Consider the following 16,085-nt stretch of genomic DNA (forward strand, 5'->3'; position numbering starts at 1 on the left):
ACGATCTCGCGAGCTAAGGCGAGACAAGGCGAAAACGGCTGAGAAAGCGGAATGTACTCGTGGCACATGAGCATTTCGAAGCCGTGTTCACCGTGGGGCGTCTCACGAAACGCAGCAGAGTTTGAACAGGTTCTCAGGCCGCGTGCGGGAAACCGTGCACCGGCCGCAAGGGCGGCCGGGCGTAGCCGCCCTGTTTTTGCGCCGCCATCAGAAAGCGGGTGTAGTTTTCCTTGCCCACCTGGCGGAAGTTGAATTTGACGGTGTCGGCAGAGAGCGCGGCGCCGTCCTTGGCCTGCAAGCGGGCGACGATGTCGGCGACCACATTGTCCGCCTGCTGGCGCAGCGCCGAGCCCGCTTCTTTTTTCAGCATCTCGTTGAGGGTGACGATGGCGGGCGCGTCCGCCAGCCCCATGGCGGACAGGGCGGCGGCGTGTTGGCCGAAGTGCCGCCAGACGATGGCCTGGGAGCCCAGCCGCAACACGAACTTGAACGGAAAGCCGGTGCGGATGGAAAGCAGCACCGGGTCTATGCACACCAATTGTTCTATCGAGTTGACGCCCTCGGCCGCCAGCGCGGCGGAAATATTGGCGGTCACGCCTTCCAGCTGGATCAGTTGGTCGTTTTCCTGCGGCTGTTCCTTGGCGTTCAGGTTCAGCGCCACCAGCCGGCGCAGCAGCTTGAACAGGGAGTCCATCGGAAAGGCGCCGACGGCGAAGGCGGCCACGGTCTGCGCGGCGGAGACGGTTTCGGAGTCGCCGGCGGCGCTGACGGCCGCGCCGATGGGAATGGCCAGCATCATGCGCAGCGCGTACCAGTACACGTCCGCCACATTGAGGCTGCGCTTGCGCACGCTCAGCACCATATCGCTGACCACGAACAGATAGGCGCCGGCGATGGCGGCGCAGACGATCTGGGTGCCGAAGGGCAGGGCCAGCTGCCCGTTGACGGCGAGCAGATAGAGCACGCTCATGCACAGGGTGGCGATCAGCATCAGCATCATGGGCGTGAGAAAGGCGGCGCGGCCGTAGTGCTCGCGGTAGATCTGCTCGAACAATTGCTCGGCGGCGGCCTCCACCTCCTCGTTTTCCGGCAGCGGCCAGGCGTTCAGTTGCGGGTGTTTGTCGGTGCGCGGCTGCCAGAACTGGCGCAGATAATAGATCAGCGCGCCGTTGTTGAGCCGGTTGCGGAATTCCTCGTAGCGGGCGCCCCAGCCTATGACCAGGAAGCGGATCATCGGCGCGGCCGCCAGCGCGGTGGTCAGCAGGCCCAGCGCGAAATGACTGGCGTGCTGCGGGCGGGAAAAAGGCTGCGCCATCAGCAGCGACAGCCCGTACAGCGCGGCGATGTCCAGCAGCAACAGGCCTGCCCACAAGCCGTGATATTTCAGGTTTTTCATGATGGCCTCGCTGATTGGCGGCGTGGCTACCATGGTAGTTCTCCAGCGTAAAATCGCACTCCGTACGAATAACTAGCGCGCCGACCGGCGGCTACCTTATCAAAAGTAGTGTTGAATCATTGATGTCCGGCCCCTAGCATCGGCTTCGCGTTTCATTGGCACGCCAATGGCGCGGACTGGACGACGGGCGCCGACGCGCGTGCTCGCCAGACGCTTTCCTTGCCGCCGCTTGCCATCCTCCAGCCGACGTTCACGAACGGAGCCAGACATGCCGGACATCATCGATTTGAGAAGCGACACCCTGACGCGGGTCAGCAAGAGCGATGTGGAGACGCTGGATTTCGCCAAGATCGGCGACGATTGCTACGGCGAAGACCGCTATGTGCGCGAGCTGGAAGCCTACTGCGCGGACTTGTTCGGCAAGGAAGCGGCCTTGTTCATGCCCTCTGGCACCATGAGCAATCAAGTGGGGCTGCGCTGCCTGGCCGGGCCCGGCGACGAGATCGTCACCGAGGTGGGCTACCACATCAATTTCTTCGAATCCTCCGCCGTCAGCGCCAATAGCGGTCTGGTGCTGAACCCCTACCACAGCGCGGACGGCATCCTCACCGCCGACGACGCGCGCCGGGCCATTCACGCCAAGGCGCGCTGGTCCAGCCTGTACGCGGAGCCCAAGGCGGTGGCGATAGAAAGCAGCATCAACACCTACGGCGGCATCGTCTATCCGGCGGCGGAAATGCTGCGCATGCGCGCGCTGTGCGACGAAATGGGGCTGAGCCTGTACCTGGACGGCGCGCGGGTGCTCAACGCTTGCAGCCATCTGGACCTGTCGCCGGCGCGTTACTTGGGGCCGGCGGACATGCTGAATTTCTGCTTCTCCAAGGGCGTGGGCGCGCCCTTCGGCTCCATCCTGGCCGGCCCGGCCCGCAAGATAGAGGCGGCCAAGGTCTTCCGCAAATGGTACGGCGGCTGCCTGCACCAATCCGGCCTGATGGCCGGCATCGCGCTGGACAAGATGCGGCGCTGGCAGCAGGTGACGCAGGAAGACAATAACAAGGCCCGCATCCTGGGCGACAAATTGAGCGCGGCGGCGCGGCTGAAGTACCCGGTGGAGACCAATATGGTGTTCATCGAAGCGGCGGACGCCAAGGCCATGGTGGCCAGGCTGGCGGAGCGGGGCGTGCTGGCGCTGGCCTGGAAACCGGATCTGGTGCGCTTCATCAGCAGCAGCCTGGTGACGCGCGGGCAGGTGGAGCGGGCGGCGGACATCATACGCGCCAGTCTCTGAAGCGCCGGTCTCCCATTCCGGACAATTTCTCACGATAGCGCGGAGCGCCGCCCGCTTTTTCCCGGCGCGGCCGTCGCTTATCGTGGTGGCTGTTTTGAAGCCAAAGGAAGCGATATGTCGAATGTGGAATGCGGCGTGCGGCCCAGCCGCCCGGAAGCGGGCCTGGACGCGCGGGTGGACGCGGTGCTGGAACAGGCGCTGAGCGAGCGGCGGCTGGTGGGGGCGGTGGTGCTGGTGGCCAAGGACGGCGCGCCGGCTTACCGCCGCGCGGCCGGCTGGGCGGACCGGGAGGCCGGCTTGCCGATGCGGGAGGACGCGCTGTTCCGGCTCGCTTCCGTCAGCAAGCCCATTGTTTCCACGGCGGCGATGGCGCTGGCGGCGCGGCGGCGGCTGGACCTGGACGAGGACATCGCCCGTTGGCTGCCGGAATTCCGGCCGCGGCTGGCGGACGGCGCGCCGGCGCGGATCACGCCGCGGCAGCTGCTCAGCCATACCGCCGGCCTGGGCTATCGCTTTTTCGAGGAAGACGGCGACGGACCCTACGCCCGCGCCGGAGTGTCCGACGGCATGGACGCCGACGGCCTCACCCTGACGGAGAACCTGCGCCGCATCGCCAGCGTGCCGCTGCTGTATACGCCGGGCCAGTCCTGGGGCTATTCGCTGGCCACCGACGTGCTGGGCGCGCTGGTGGAGCGGGTGGCGGACCAGCCGCTGCCGCAGGCGGTGCGCCGCTGGGTCACAGCGCCGCTGGGCATGGACGACACCGATTTTCACGCGCAGGAGCCGGGCCGCCTGGCCGCGGTCTACGTCAACGGCGAGGCCGAACCGTGGCGGATGGAGCAGCCGGCGATCGTGGCGCCGTTCGAAGGCACGGTGGGCATACGCTTTGCGCCGCAGCGGGCGCTGGACGCCGGCGCCTATCCGTCCGGCGGCGCGGGCATGGTGGGCAGCGCCGACGATTTCCTGCGTCTGCTGGAGGCGTTGCGCCAGGGCGGCGCGCCCTTGCTGCCGCCGGAGTGGGTGGAGGAGATGGCGCGCAATCACACCGGAACGCTGGAACTGCCGGAAATGCCCGGCTTCGGTTTCGGCCTGGGCTTCTCGGTGCTGCGCGATCCGGCCGCCGCCGCCTCGCCGGAATCGCCCGGCACCTGGCGCTGGGGTGGCGCTTACGGCCACTCCTGGTTTGTGGACCGCGCGCGCGGCCTGAGCGTGGTGGCCTTCACCAATACCTTGTACGAAGGCATGTCCGGGCGCTTCGTCGCCGATCTGCGCGACGCGGTCTACGGCGTGGAGCCCCTCTTGCAATAATTCAACCAAAAATGTAAATTTCAACAAATTGTTGAATTGTGGCGGCCCAAGCCCGGCAAGATTCGAGCTTGGGCCGCTGGCGTGAAGGGGAAACGATGTTGCAATTGGAACGGCTGACGCTGCGCGAATTTCGCGCCGAGGATTTGCCCAATGTGTTTTACGGGCTGTCGCACCCGGAAGTGATCAAGCATTACGGCATCCATTACGCCAGCGAGGAGGACTGCCGCGCGCAGATGCGCTGGTTCGACGACATCCGCGCCGACGGCAGCGGCCTGTGGCTGGCGCTGGAAACGCGGGAGGATGGGCGCTTCCTGGGCGCGGTGGGCATCAGCTCCTGGTCGGAACAGCACCATTGCGCCGAACTGGGCTATTGGCTGCTGCCGGAACACTGGGGCCGCGGCTATATGCGGGAAGCCCTGCGCGGTTTCCTGAGGCTGGCCTATCGCCGCTTCCCGCTCAACCGCGTCTACGCGCAAGTGGAAGTGGACAATCTGGGCTCCGGCAAACTGTTGCGGAGCGTCGGCTTTACCCTGGAGGGCGTCAGCCGCGAGTGCGAATGGAAGGACGGCCGCTATCTGTCGCTGGCCAATTACGCCTTGTTGCGCGCGGAGCATGAGGCGGAGGACGGCGGCGATGTCTGAGGCGGAACGCAAATACGTGGCGGTGATCCACAAGCGGCTGGAGCCGGGCCGGGCGATGAATGTGCTGGGCCATCTGGCGCTGGCCCTGGCCTGCCGGCTGCGGCGCGCGGACGCGGCGGCAAACCACGTGGACTATGTGGACGCCGACGGCGGCGTGCACCCGGCGATCTCGGCCGATCCCTTCATCGTGCTGCGCGCGGACAACTCCGCCAAGCTGGAGCGGCTGCGCCAGGCCGCCGCCGAGGCCGGCGTGGTCTGCGTCGACTTCACCGACACCATGGGCGAGGGCGGCAGCGCCGAACAACTGCGCCGCACCGCGGCCACCCCGGCCGCCGCGCTGGAATACTGGGGCGTGGCCTTGTGCGGCGACGAGGCGGCGTTGGGCGCGCTGACGCGCAAATTCAGTCTTTACCGTTGACGGGCGGCCGCATGGAAGACCCGAAACCGGCGGCCGATCCGGCCCAGGCGGAAAAACAGGCGGTGCTGCGCGCCTTGAGCGCCGCGGTCAAATTGGTGGGGGCCATGGTGGACGCGCACACCGAGGTGGTGCTGCATGATCTGAGCCGGCCGGAGCGCTCCATCGTCGCCATCGAGAACGGCCATGTGTCCGGCCGCCGTCTAGGGGACGCCATCCTGGGCGGCCCGGCCGGCGACCGCGGTTTCGCCGCCATCGAACAGGCGATGCGTCAGGGCGGCGCGGAACCGGCGCTGGTGTCCGGCTACCACACCCTGAGCCGCGACGGCCGGCGGCTGCTGTCCGCCAGCGCCGTCTTCAAGACCGCCGCCGGCGAACCCTTCGCCGCGCTGTGCCTGAACAGCGACCGCAGCCAGCTGGAAGCGGCGCTGGCCTGCCTGCAGGCGCTGGTGGGCCGCGCGCCGCCGCCGCCTCCGGCCGCGCCGGAGCCGCCGGGCATGGACGAGGCGATGCAGGACATCATCGCCCAGGCGCTGGAGCACGGCGGCAAGCCGCTGGCGCGGATGAAAAAGGCGGACAAGAAACAGGCGGTGGCGCAGATGCTGGAGCAGGGCCTGTTCATCGTCAAAGGCGGGGTGGAGCGCGCGGCGGAGGCGCTGGGCGTCAGCCGCTACACCGTCTACAACTATCTGGACGAAATCCGCGGCGATGCGCGGGAGGACAAGGCATGAAGATTCCCATCTACCAGGTGGACGCGTTCTGCGACGCGGTGTTCCACGGCAATCCGGCGGCGGTGTGTCCCTTGCCGGCCTGGCTGCCGGACGCCGCGCTGCAAGCCATCGCCATGGAAAACAATCTGTCCGAGACCGCCTTTTTGGTGGCGGAGGGCGAACGAATGGCGCTGCGCTGGTTCACGCCGACCACCGAGGTGGATTTATGCGGCCACGCCACGCTGGCCAGCGCCTGGGTCTTGTTCCATGAGCTGGGCTGGCGCAGCGAACGCATCGTCTTCCAGACCCGCAGCGGCGAATTGACGGCGCGGCGCGACGGCGAGCGCATCGAACTGCGCTTCCCCGCGGTGACGCCGCGCCCCTGCGCCGAGCCGCCCGGCCTGCTGGCGGCGCTGGGCCTGGACGCCGGCCAGGTGCTGGCCGCCGACGACTACATCGTGGTGCTGGACGACGCGGCGCGGCTGGCGGCGCTGCGGCCGGACTTCCAGCGGCTGCGCGGCTTGCCCAAGCGCGGGGTGGCGGTGACCGCGCGCGGCGCGGACTGCGATTTCGTCAGCCGCTGGTTCGGCCCCGGCGTAGGCGTCGACGAAGACCCGGTCACCGGCTCGGCCCACTGCTGGCTGGCGCCGTACTGGGCCGGCGTACTGGGCAAGACCCGCTTGCAGGCGCGCCAGGGCGGCGCGCGGCGCGGCAGCCTGGAGTGCCGGCTGGAAGGCGCGGAAGTGGCTTTGCTGGGGCAGGCGCGGCTGTATCTGAGGGGCGAGATTTACGTTTAGAGCCGGTTCAATGTCTGCCGCGCTTCGTGAAGCGTTGCAGGTGGTCACAAACTCAAAATGCGCATATACCACGCGTACATTCCGCTTTTTCGCTCGTTTCCGCCTTGTCTCGCCTTAGCTCCCGAGATCGTCAACAGGTTCTGAGAGAATAGTGCCGAGATGATCGCTCGGAACTATTCTGTTATTTAACAGTAACTTTTACCGTTATGACTTTTTTAGCGCCCTTGCCCCACTGTTGACCATACTCAAATCTTACTGTCCCGGTTCCTTTTTCTAACGCTTTAAATATATAGCTTGTAAACCCGCCACATCCAACTGGCGGCACGCTCTCATTGTTGACGACGCCGCATTTGTCAGATGGTTTATGGCTGGAACTCAGAAACATCAATTCCGCAGGAAGTGTCCTTAAGCCCCAAGAGGCTCCTGTTGAGGGATTGTCAGGAAAGGTAATCGAAAAATTACGATCCAAGCTGACTTCAATATGGCCATTCCCTTCTTTAGGCAGGTCGTGATGTTGTTCTGGCGCTGAATAATCGCCAATATTTAAATCATAATAGCCGAATGAATCTGATTTCATTTGAGCCACTTTCTCAGAAGAAAAGCAAATTGCCGGAATTAAGCAAAAAGATGTGACAATCAGCGTCTTATAAAAACTATGCATACTTTACCTCACTGAATATGAGTTATCAGAAGTTGATTGGCTGCCTAATGGATTGGCAAGCGAGTCAGCGTTGAAGCGAGTCATGGAGTCGCCAGCTTACTGAAGCGCTTTAGAACCTGTTTACGATCTGCTGCGCGTCGGCGATACGCAGGTAAACAGGTTTTTAGAGCGGCGCGCTTCAAACGGCGGCCTCCGCCGCCAATTGTTCATCGCACACCGCCTTGACGCAGGCGCGCAGCCATTGCTGCGCCGGGTCCGCGTCCAGGCGCGGATGCCAGATCATGGAGATGGTGATCTCTGCCACCGCCAGCGGCAGCGCGAAGCTGTGCAGGCCGGCGCGCAGATGGCCGGTGTGGCGTTCCGGCACGGTGGCGATCAAATCGCTGGCGCGCGCCAGCGCCAGCGCGGCGGCGAAGCCGCCCACGGTGACCGCGACGTCGCGGCGCTGCCCCTGCGCGTTCAGCGCCTCGTCCACCGGCCCGACCAGCCCGCCGCGGCGGGCTACCAACACATGGCGGCCGGCGGCGTAGCGGGCGATGTCGACGGCGTCGGCCGTCAGCGGATGGCCGGCGCGCACCACGCCGACGAAGCGGTCGCGGAACAACATGCGCACCCGCAACTCCGGCCCGGCTTCGTGGCCCACCACGCCGGTGTCCAGATCCACCGCGCCGTCGCGCAGCGGCGCGTTGTCCTTGTCGCGCTTGGGCAGGAAATGCAGACGCACGCCCGGCGCCTCGCCTTGCAGCCGCGCCAGCAGCCGCGGGCCGAAGTTTTCGACGAAACCGTCGCTGCAGCGCAGGGTGAAGCTGCGTTGCAAGCGGTCCAGCCGCAGCGTTCCGGCCGGGCGCAGCGCGCTTTCCGCGTCCAGCACCAGCGCGTGCACCCGTTCGCGCAGTTCCAGCGCGCGCGGCGTCGGCGTCAGGCCGCGGCCGGCGCGCACCAGCAGCGGGTCGCCGGTGACCTCGCGCAAGCGCGCCAGCGCGCGGCTCATCGCCGAGGGGCTGAGCTGCAGGCGGCGCGCGGCGCGGGCCACGCTGCCTTCGTTCAGCAGCGCGTCCAGGGTGATCAGCAGATTGAGATCGGGTATGGGCATGGCTTCGCCTTAAAGAGCCTATTCAATGTCTCGCGAGCAAGGGCAAGACGAAAACGGCTGAGAAAGCGGAATGTACACGTGGTAGATGAGCATTTCGAAGCCGTTTTCAACGCCCTTGTCTACAATCCCGCCGCAGCGCAGCAGATGGTACACAGACTCATTAGTACAGCGATACCTGGCGTCAAACGCAACTATTTAGTGTAAACCATGCGTCTTCCGCCTGCTGTGGCGGCGGCGTAGCCTGTATCGGGTCCGTGTCGACGGCCCCGGCGTTCGGGGCCGGATGCGGGCGGGAGCCGCCCTCATGTCTGTTTCTCCATCCTCTTCGTCTTCTTCCGCCGCCGCGCTGGCCGGCCTAGCGCTGTCTATCCTGCTGGCCTCGCTGGGCGCCAGCGTGGCCAACGTCGGCCTGCCGGCCTTGGCCGCGGCCTTTCGGATCAGCTTCCAGCAGGCGCAATGGGTGGTGCTGGCCTATCTGCTGCTGATCACGCTGGCCAGCGTCAACGCCGGCCGGCTGGGCGATCAGTTCGGCCGCCGGCGCGCCTTGCTGGCCGGCATCGCCTTGTTCGTCGCTGCCTCGGCCGGCTGCGGCGCGGCCGACGCCTTTTGGGCGCTGATCGCCGGACGCGCCTTGCAGGGCGTAGGCGCGGCCTTGATGCTGGCCCTGGGCATGGCTTTTGTCGCGGACATCGCCCCGCAGGGCGAAGTGGGGCGGGCGATGGGGCTGTTGGGGGCCATGTCCGCCGTCGGCACCGCGCTGGGCCCGTCGCTGGGCGGCGCGCTGATCGCGGGCTTCGGCTGGCGCGCGATGTTCTGGCCGATGTTGCCGCTGGGCGCGCTGGCTTTCGGCCTGGTCTGGCGCAGCGTGCCGGCGCCAAGCGGCCCCGCCGCCGAGCGCGTCGGTTTCGACCTCGCCGGCAGCGGCTGGCTGGCGCTGACCCTGGCCGCCTACGCGCTGGGCTTGACCCTGAAGCCCGATCACGCCCAGGGGGGCTTCGGCGCGCTCAACGCCGTCTTGTTGCTGGCGGCCGTCGTCGGCGGCCGCGCCTTCTTGCGGGCCGAGTCCAAGGCCGCCTCGCCCTTGCTGAACCTGGCCCTGCTAAGAGACCCGGCGCTGGCCGCCGGTCTGCTCGGCAACGCCCTGGTGTCCACGGTGATGATGGCCACCCTGGTGGTGGGGCCGTTCTATCTGGCGCGGGGGCTGGGCCTGGACGCCGCCGGCGTCGGCCTGGCGATGTTGCTGGGGCCGCTGGTGGCGGCCTTGAGCGGCGTGCCGGCCGGGCGGATGGTGGACCGCTATGGCTCGGACATCGCGGCGCGCTCCGGCCTGGCGGGCATAGGTGCTGGCGCGCTGGCGCTGGCCCTGCTGCCGTCCAGTCTGGGCCTGGCCGGCTATCTGTTGCCGCTGACCCTGATCACCGCCGCCTACGCCTTGTTCCAGGCCGCCAACAACACTCAGGCGCTGACCGGCGCCGCGGCGCGGCAGCGCGGCCTGGTGTCCGGCCTGCTCAGTCTGTCGCGCAATCTGGGCTTGATCACCGGCGCGTCCTTGATGGGCGCGGTGTTCGCCGCGGCCAGCGGAGCCGCGGACATCGCCGCCGCCGCGCCGCAGCAAGTGGCCGCCGGCGCGCACGCCGCTTTTGGGCTGGCGGCGGCGCTGATGCTGCTGGCGCTGTTGGCGTCGGCGCATGGGCGCAGAAAAGCCGCGCTCTGCTGACGCCATGCTGTCAGCAGGGGGCAGGCAGACTGGTTCTTTTCCACGGCGCAAGCCGCATTTCAGTGAAAAGGAGCAAGCCATGACCTTGACCCCCCAAGCCAATCTGCAATTGCTGTATGTGACGGATATCCAGCGCTCCGCCGCGCTGTACCGCCGTTTGTTCGCCGCCGATCCGGTATTCGTCAGCCCGCGTTACGTCGCCTTCAGCGCCGGCGGCGAGGCGCTGTTCGCCCTGTGGAGCGGCGGGGACGCGCCGCATGCCGATGTCCCGAGATTCGTCGAAGCCGGTATCATGCTGGCATCCGGCGAGGCGGTGGACCAGCTCTATCAGGCCTGGCGGAACGATCCCGATCTGCGCGTCGCGCAGCCGCCGAGCACCGAGGTCTTCGGCCGCACCTTTCTGATGCTGGACCCGGACGGGCATCGGCTCCGGGTGTGCCAGCGGGACTGAGCGTTTGCGTCATGCCTGCTGCGCTTTGGCGGTCTGGCCTCGCCGCTGCGCGGCCGGCATGGAATACAACGAAGGGTAATCATGCGAATACACATCATGGCCGCCTTGGCGGCGCTGAGTCTGCCCGCCGCGGCATGGGCCAAGACGGAGTCGTACAAGGACTGGGCGGTGGCCTGCGACAACACCCGCCATTGCGAAGCCAACGGCACCCAGGCCGCGGACGGCGACAATCCGGTCAGCCTCTTGCTCAAGCGCGACGGCGGCCCCAATGCGCCGCTGACCGGGGAGTTGATCGCGGCGGACGCCGACGACGGCAAGGCGGGGCCGCTGACGCTGCGGCTGGGCGATTTCAAACTGAGCGGCTTGAAAACGGAGCAGAGCTTGAGCGCCGGGCAGATGGCGCAGCTGCTGCCGCGCATGCTCAACGCGGACGCGATCAGCCTAGGCGACGGCAAGCTGCAATGGACGCTGTCGCTGGCCGGCCTCAAGGCCGCCTTGCTGAAGATGGACGAGGTCCAGGGCCGTCTGGGCACGCCCGGCGCGCTGGTAAAAAAGGGCGCGAAGCCGGAAGCCTCGGTGCCGCCGGCCTTGCCGACGCCTTTGCTGAAACCGGCGGCGGCGGCGGCCCGGCCCGGCGACGCCGCGTTGGCGGCGCCCATTCTCAAAGCGGTGCGCGAGCGCGGCTGCTGGGAGGATATGCCGGATGCGGAGAACCCGACGATAGACGTCCACCGCTTGAGCGCCGACAAGGTGCTGGTGCTGCGCGAATGCGGCCGCGGCGCTTATCAGGGCGGCTTCAGCGTGTGGATAGCCAACGATAAGCCGCCGTATCGGCCGGCGCTGGCCAAGCTGGCCGACGGCGACGCCGCCTATTTGATGAACGCCGAATTCAATCAGGGCGTGCTCAGCAGCTACGCCAAGGGGCGGGGCATAGGCGATTGCAACGTCAGCAGCGCCTGGGCCTGGACCGGCGGCCGCTTCGAACTGATGCACGCCGCCGAGGCGCCGCAGTGCTGCGGCATTCCCGGCGGCGTGTCGCTGCGCAGCTGGGTGACGCGGCAGAAATAAGCGGGCTCGGTCCGCCCGCGCTCCGTGGCGGGGGCGGACCGAGATCCCGTCGTTGGCGTGGCGCCGGTCTTTGCTTATGTCGACGCGGACGCGGCGGCTTCGGGCTGATGCAAGCCAAAGCTCAGGCCGCCGGGCGCATGGCATTGAGCGAATTTGCCGAAGCCCGGCTCCTCCGCGATGCCGCCGTCGATTTGGCCGCCCAAGGCCCGCACGCGCTCCACGGCGGCCGTGAGGTCCGGCACCTGGAAGAAGAGATCGATCCGGGGCGCGGCATCCCCCCCGTGCAGGCCGGCTTTAATCGATCCGGCCTGAAACCAGCCGCCGCCGTCCGTGCCCATCGGATGGAAGCTCCAGCCGAACAGTTCGGCGAAGAAGGCGCCGACAGGGGCCGCGTCTCCGGCGCCGATCTCGATATAGGAAACAGGTGATGCCATGGGAATCTCCTTTTGTGGTGAAAAAGCCTTTTGGCCTATTTCAACGGCCTAAACGATTATAGGCCGGATCAGGCCGGATCGACGGCTTCCAGTTCCACTCGCCACAGCGACAGCGGTCGCGCGGCTTGCAGCCGCAGCGTTTCGCCGCGCCGGGCGACGGCGGCGTCCCAGGCCGCCAGCGGCTGCGGCCGGCCGTCATGCCACAGCCGCGCGCCGTCCTCCAGCGCCAGCAGCAGGGTCAGCTCGGCGTCGGCGCGTAATTCCAGCGCGCCGTCCAGCGTCAGCCTGTCCAAGTGCGAGCGGTAGCGGCCGCGCCGCGTCATCACGTTGAAATCGGTCAGCGGGCCGTCCAGCAGCCGGCTTTGCGCCGGGGTTTCGCCGGCGAAGGCCAGCGGCTCGCCGCCCGGCGTCAGCCGCAGACGGCCGCGGCCGTCCAATTCCAACTCCAGCCCCGCGCCTTGCAGGATCAGCAACTGCCGGTCCACGCCGTCGAAGCGCGAGAACGGCCCGTCGCTGGCCACGCTGGCCAGGCTGACGCGGTAGTCGAAATCGTCCAGGCCGGCCCCGGCCGGGGAGATCAGCAATTGCCGGGTGCTGCCGCCGCCGTTTTTCCACGGGCTGGGCGGGCAGTCTTGCAGGCGGATGAGCGTCATGGCGGGCCTTTGAGTGATTGCGGGGAGGGAAGGGCGCTCCAGTCTAGCAGGAGCGCGCCGCCGGCGTCGCCGGCCGCGGACGGGACTGGAATAGGTGGCCGCGCTTGGTTTACACTTCGGGTTTCCATCACCTTGAATAAAAAAGAAAGGAGGTAAATATGCTTCAATTTGCGCGCCCAGAAATGTCGGTTCGCTTGTTTAGCGCATTTGCCGGCTCTTGCCCGAGTTCCATCGCGCTGCGATAACCGGGTCGGAGCAAAGCCACTCTTCACTTCGAGTTTCACTCGCCGAGTCTTTCCCGACTCCCATGTTGTCGCCAGCGCTCCTGTTGACAGGGACTGCCACGTCCCGAAAAAACGAGAGCAAGAGCATGACAACCCTGATTTCCGCGCAATCCCTGCAACTGGACGCCGGCCACGGCCCGCTGTTCCAGGACCTTTCCTTTACCGTAAAACTGGGCGACCGCATCGGCCTGTTGGGCCATAACGGCTGCGGCAAGAGCAGCTTGCTGGACGTGCTGGCCGGCCAGCGCGAAGCCAATGCCGGCGCGGTGCAATACGCCGGCCTGTGCCGGCTGCAATACGTAGAGCAACACCTGCCGGCGAGGCTGGCGGGCTTAAGCGCGCGCTCGGCGCTGCTGGAGGCGGTGGACCGTCAGCCGGAGCAGCACTGGCGGGTGGACAGCCTGCTGGACGAACTGGAATTGTCGGCCGCGGCCGACACCCCGGCGGCCAGTCTCAGCGGCGGTCAGCACACCCGGCTGCTGCTGGGGCGCGCGGTGCTGCGCCAGCCCAATCTGCTGCTGCTGGACGAGCCCAGCAACCATCTGGACCTGCCGTCGCTGCTGTGGCTGGAAGACTTTCTGCGCCGCTGGCAGGGCGGTTTCATCCTGGTGTCCCACGACGCGCGGCTATTGGACGCGGTGACTTCGCACAGCTGGATTCTGCGGGACCAGCGCCTGTACCGCTTCGAACTGCCGTGCAGCCAGGCGCGGGCCGCGCTGGCGGAGGCGGACGACGCCGCGCGCGCGCGCCGCGCCGGCGAGCAGAAGGAGATAGACCGCCTGAACGCCAGCAGCAAGCGGCTGGCGATCTGGGGCCGCGAGCACGACAACGAAAAGCTGGTGCGCAAGGCCAAGTCCATGCAGAAGCGGGTGGACCGGCTGAAGGAGGAGCAAGCCTTCGTCAGCCGCGGCAGTCCGTGGCGCTTGCGGCTGCAAGGCCAAGCGCTGGCGGCGGACCGCTTGCAGGCTTTCGAGGGCTTGCAGGTGAGCGCCGCGCCCGGCTTGCCGGCCTTGTTCGAGGCCGACGAGCTGAGCCTGCGCAGCGGCGACAAAGTGGCCTTGCTGGGCGCCAACGGCGCGGGCAAGTCCTCCTTGTTGCGCCAGTGCTGGCAGGACTGGCTGCAAGGCGAGGCCGGCGCGGGCTGGCGGCCGCACCCGGCGGCGCGCGTCGCGTATTACGATCAGTCGCTGCGCCGGCTGGACGACGCGGCCGCGCTGTCGGATGCGCTGTACCCCTTCGCGCCGCTGAGCGAGGCGGAGCGGCGGCAGGCGCTGATTTCCGCCGGTTTCGCCTATGCGCGCCACGGACAGACCGTGGCCACTCTCAGCGGCGGAGAGCGCGCGCGGCTGCTGTTCCTGGCGCTGTCGCTGGCCAGCTACCATCTGCTGTGGCTGGACGAGCCGACCAACCACCTGGATCTGGACGGCAAGCGGGAACTGGCGGAGGCGCTGGCGGACTTTGCCGGCGGCTTCCTGCTGGTGTCGCACGACCGCGAGTTGATCGAGCAATCGTGCAACCGCTTCTGGGTGGTCAGCGAGGGCCGGCTGCGCGAGTGGCCGGACGCCGCCGGCGCCTACGCCCAGCTGTTCACCCCGCAGGCCGTCGCGCCCGTGGCCGATCAGCCGACGGCGTCCGGCGACGCGTCCGTTCCCAAGGGCGCGGAGCGGCAGCTGGAGCGCCTGTATCAACTGGAGGCCTTGCTGAGCGCGGATCTGGCGCGCAAGCTCAAGCATCAGAAGCCGCAATTGCAGCGTGAATGGCGGCGGGAGATGGGGGCGCTGGAACGGGAACTGGGCTTGTAACGCGAAGGGCGGCGTTAAAAACGCCGCCCGTTCGTCGCGTGTTTCGCCACTTCATCCATCGCCTTGCGCGTTTCGTCGCAAGCCGCTGTCGGCCGCATTTGGCGCTGGTTACAGTGAGCAGCGTCAACCACAACGCATTGCAAGGAGCTGAACATGGATCGGGAAAAACACGCGGAAGCCCTGGACGGACTGAACGGCGTCAAGCACAAAATCGCCATTTACTGGCGGCTTTATGTAGACTGGCTGGCCGGCCTCGGCTGGGGGCGGCTGGCCTTGGTCTCGCTGCTGGCCTTGATTTTGAGCGGCGTGCTGGCCTTGAGCGGCGCCGTGGTTTTTTTGATACTGATGTCCTTCCTGGTCAAGGCCTGCGTCGCGCCGAAGCCGTCGAGGCCGGCGGCGCTGACGCAGGGGACCGAGGAAGAAATGAAGCAAGACCGGGGGGCGTATCATGGATAGGCAAAAACATGCGGAGGCGCTGGCGGGCATTGAACTCGTCAGCCACAAGGCTTCCATCTACTGGTGGCTGTTTTTCGACTGGCTGGCCGCCGTCGGCTGGGGCCGGCTGCTGCTGATCTGCTTTCTGGGCCTGATCCTGGGCGGCATCATCGGGATTCCCGCGCTGGCCTTCTTCCTGGGCGTGACCGTCTGCATCGTCAAGATCGTGGCCAGAGGCAAGCGCCGGGCGGAGCAGCGCGCCGACGCGGCGGTGGTGCGCAGCCGGCAGGCGGAGGAGCTGGCCGAGGTGGAGGCGCTGCAACGCCAGCTGGCGGAAGCGCGGATGGGAGCGCTGCAGGCGCAGATCGAGCCGCACTTCCTGTTCAATACCCTGTCCTCGGTGTGCCAGTTGATGGAAACCGCGCCGGAGCGCGCCTTGCTGATGCAAAAGGCGCTGATCCGCTATCTGCGCTCCTCGCTGCCGGAGTGGCGGGAGTCCCCGGCGGAAACCAGCCTGGGCCAGCAGCTGGAATTGTCGCGCGCCTATCTGGACATCATGCAGCTGCGGATGGAAGACCGGCTGCGGGTGCGGCTGGAGGTGCCGGAGTCGCTGCTGGACGCGCGCTTTCCGGTGATGATGCTGCAAACCCTGGTGGAAAACGCGATCAAACACGGCCTGGAGCCCAAGGCCGAAGGCGGCGAGATCCTCATCGACGCCAAGGTGCTGGCCGGCGAGCTTAGGGTGGCGGTCAGCGACAGCGGCGTCGGCTTCCCGGAGCAGCCGGGGCAGGGCCTGGGCCTGAGCAATATCCGCGAGCGTCTGGCCATGTTGCACGGCGAGCGCGCGCAGCTGTTGCTGGAGGTGTTGCCGACAGGCGGCACCCGCGCCACCATAGGCCTGCCGTTCGCCTTGGTGTGAGCGGCCCGCTTGT

At 67.1% G+C, this 16,085-nt stretch carries 17 protein-coding genes; 12 read left to right on the forward strand and 5 right to left on the reverse strand.

Annotated features, from left to right (window positions below; genetic code table 11):
- Nucleotides 1–133 precede the first annotated feature (133 nt).
- Nucleotides 134–1,396 carry a hypothetical protein gene (locus QUG03_RS11745; protein ID WP_488877647.1) on the reverse strand — a complete coding sequence of 421 codons (1,263 nt, stop codon included), beginning with the start codon at nucleotides 1,394–1,396 and terminating at the stop codon, nucleotides 134–136.
- Between the two features lie 268 nt (nucleotides 1,397–1,664).
- Between QUG03_RS11745 and QUG03_RS11750 the strand changes: the two genes are divergently transcribed.
- The 6 genes from QUG03_RS11750 (at nucleotide 1,665) to QUG03_RS11775 (ending at nucleotide 6,555) form a co-directional block, all read left to right on the forward strand.
- The gene (locus QUG03_RS11750; RefSeq protein WP_500820056.1) at nucleotides 1,665–2,684 is read left to right on the forward strand and encodes a threonine aldolase family protein; all 1,020 of its coding nucleotides are present in this window, start codon (nucleotides 1,665–1,667) and stop codon (nucleotides 2,682–2,684) included.
- A 114-nt stretch (nucleotides 2,685–2,798) separates the two neighbouring features.
- Entirely contained in the window at nucleotides 2,799–3,992 is a 1,194-nt protein-coding gene (locus tag QUG03_RS11755; RefSeq protein WP_500820057.1) for a serine hydrolase domain-containing protein, read from the forward strand.
- A gap of 95 nt (nucleotides 3,993–4,087) precedes the next feature.
- Complete coding sequence (locus tag QUG03_RS11760) at nucleotides 4,088–4,633, forward strand: GNAT family N-acetyltransferase (protein ID WP_500820058.1); 546 nt, start codon at nucleotides 4,088–4,090, stop codon at nucleotides 4,631–4,633.
- A complete protein-coding gene (locus QUG03_RS11765; protein ID WP_107799763.1) occupies nucleotides 4,626–5,051 on the forward strand; it encodes a DUF2000 domain-containing protein in 426 nt (141 codons plus the stop codon). The genes QUG03_RS11760 and QUG03_RS11765 overlap by 8 nt, the downstream gene beginning before the upstream one ends.
- A gap of 11 nt (nucleotides 5,052–5,062) precedes the next feature.
- On the forward strand, nucleotides 5,063–5,779 hold the full coding sequence (locus QUG03_RS11770) for a helix-turn-helix transcriptional regulator (protein ID WP_500820059.1): 717 nt from the start codon (nucleotides 5,063–5,065) through the stop codon (nucleotides 5,777–5,779).
- Nucleotides 5,776–6,555 (forward strand): PhzF family phenazine biosynthesis protein, encoded by a 780-nt coding sequence (locus tag QUG03_RS11775; RefSeq protein ID WP_500820060.1) that lies wholly within the window; start codon nucleotides 5,776–5,778, stop codon nucleotides 6,553–6,555. Before QUG03_RS11770 ends, QUG03_RS11775 begins: the two co-directional genes overlap by 4 nt.
- A 181-nt stretch (nucleotides 6,556–6,736) precedes the next feature.
- Here QUG03_RS11775 and QUG03_RS11780 read toward each other — a convergent pair whose 3' ends face one another.
- Nucleotides 6,737–7,216, reverse strand: coding sequence for a protease inhibitor I42 family protein (locus tag QUG03_RS11780; RefSeq protein ID WP_500820061.1), 480 nt, complete (start codon nucleotides 7,214–7,216; stop codon nucleotides 6,737–6,739).
- 178 nt (nucleotides 7,217–7,394) lie between these two features.
- A complete protein-coding gene (locus tag QUG03_RS11785) occupies nucleotides 7,395–8,309 on the reverse strand; it encodes a LysR family transcriptional regulator (RefSeq protein ID WP_500820062.1) in 915 nt (304 codons plus the stop codon).
- A 304-nt stretch (nucleotides 8,310–8,613) separates the two neighbouring features.
- Between QUG03_RS11785 and QUG03_RS11790 the strand changes: the two genes are divergently transcribed.
- The 3 genes from QUG03_RS11790 to QUG03_RS11800 all read left to right on the forward strand — a co-directional run bounded on the left by QUG03_RS11790 (nucleotide 8,614) and on the right by QUG03_RS11800 (nucleotide 11,545).
- A complete protein-coding gene (locus tag QUG03_RS11790) occupies nucleotides 8,614–10,026 on the forward strand; it encodes an MFS transporter (RefSeq protein ID WP_500820063.1) in 1,413 nt (470 codons plus the stop codon).
- 79 nt (nucleotides 10,027–10,105) lie between these two features.
- Nucleotides 10,106–10,477, forward strand: coding sequence for a VOC family protein (locus tag QUG03_RS11795; protein WP_500820064.1), 372 nt, complete (start codon nucleotides 10,106–10,108; stop codon nucleotides 10,475–10,477).
- Between the two features lie 81 nt (nucleotides 10,478–10,558).
- Complete coding sequence (locus QUG03_RS11800) at nucleotides 10,559–11,545, forward strand: DUF1176 domain-containing protein (protein WP_500820065.1); 987 nt, start codon at nucleotides 10,559–10,561, stop codon at nucleotides 11,543–11,545.
- 74 nt (nucleotides 11,546–11,619) lie between these two features.
- On the opposite strand, the gene QUG03_RS11805 is transcribed toward QUG03_RS11800, so the two are convergent.
- Together QUG03_RS11805 and QUG03_RS11810 are read right to left on the reverse strand one after the other, a co-directional pair.
- Nucleotides 11,620–11,979 carry a VOC family protein gene (locus QUG03_RS11805; protein WP_107799755.1) on the reverse strand — a complete coding sequence of 120 codons (360 nt, stop codon included), beginning with the start codon at nucleotides 11,977–11,979 and terminating at the stop codon, nucleotides 11,620–11,622.
- Nucleotides 11,980–12,047: 68 nt separating this feature from the next.
- The gene (locus QUG03_RS11810) at nucleotides 12,048–12,632 is read right to left on the reverse strand and encodes a HutD/Ves family protein (RefSeq protein WP_500820066.1); all 585 of its coding nucleotides are present in this window, start codon (nucleotides 12,630–12,632) and stop codon (nucleotides 12,048–12,050) included.
- A 370-nt stretch (nucleotides 12,633–13,002) separates the two neighbouring features.
- On the opposite strand from QUG03_RS11810, the gene QUG03_RS11815 reads away from it, so the two are divergent.
- The 3 genes from QUG03_RS11815 (at nucleotide 13,003) to QUG03_RS11825 (ending at nucleotide 16,072) form a co-directional block, all read left to right on the forward strand.
- Entirely contained in the window at nucleotides 13,003–14,718 is a 1,716-nt protein-coding gene (locus QUG03_RS11815; protein WP_500820067.1) for an ABC-F family ATP-binding cassette domain-containing protein, read from the forward strand.
- A gap of 153 nt (nucleotides 14,719–14,871) precedes the next feature.
- Nucleotides 14,872–15,174 carry a hypothetical protein gene (locus QUG03_RS11820; protein ID WP_107799752.1) on the forward strand — a complete coding sequence of 101 codons (303 nt, stop codon included), beginning with the start codon at nucleotides 14,872–14,874 and terminating at the stop codon, nucleotides 15,172–15,174.
- Nucleotides 15,167–16,072, forward strand: a complete 906-nt coding sequence (locus tag QUG03_RS11825) for a sensor histidine kinase (RefSeq protein WP_107799751.1) — start codon at nucleotides 15,167–15,169, stop codon at nucleotides 16,070–16,072. The genes QUG03_RS11820 and QUG03_RS11825 overlap by 8 nt, the downstream gene beginning before the upstream one ends.
- The last annotated feature ends 13 nt before the right edge of the window (nucleotides 16,073–16,085 follow it).

It is taken from the genome of Chromobacterium sp. CCUG 30098, from assembly GCF_059916605.1.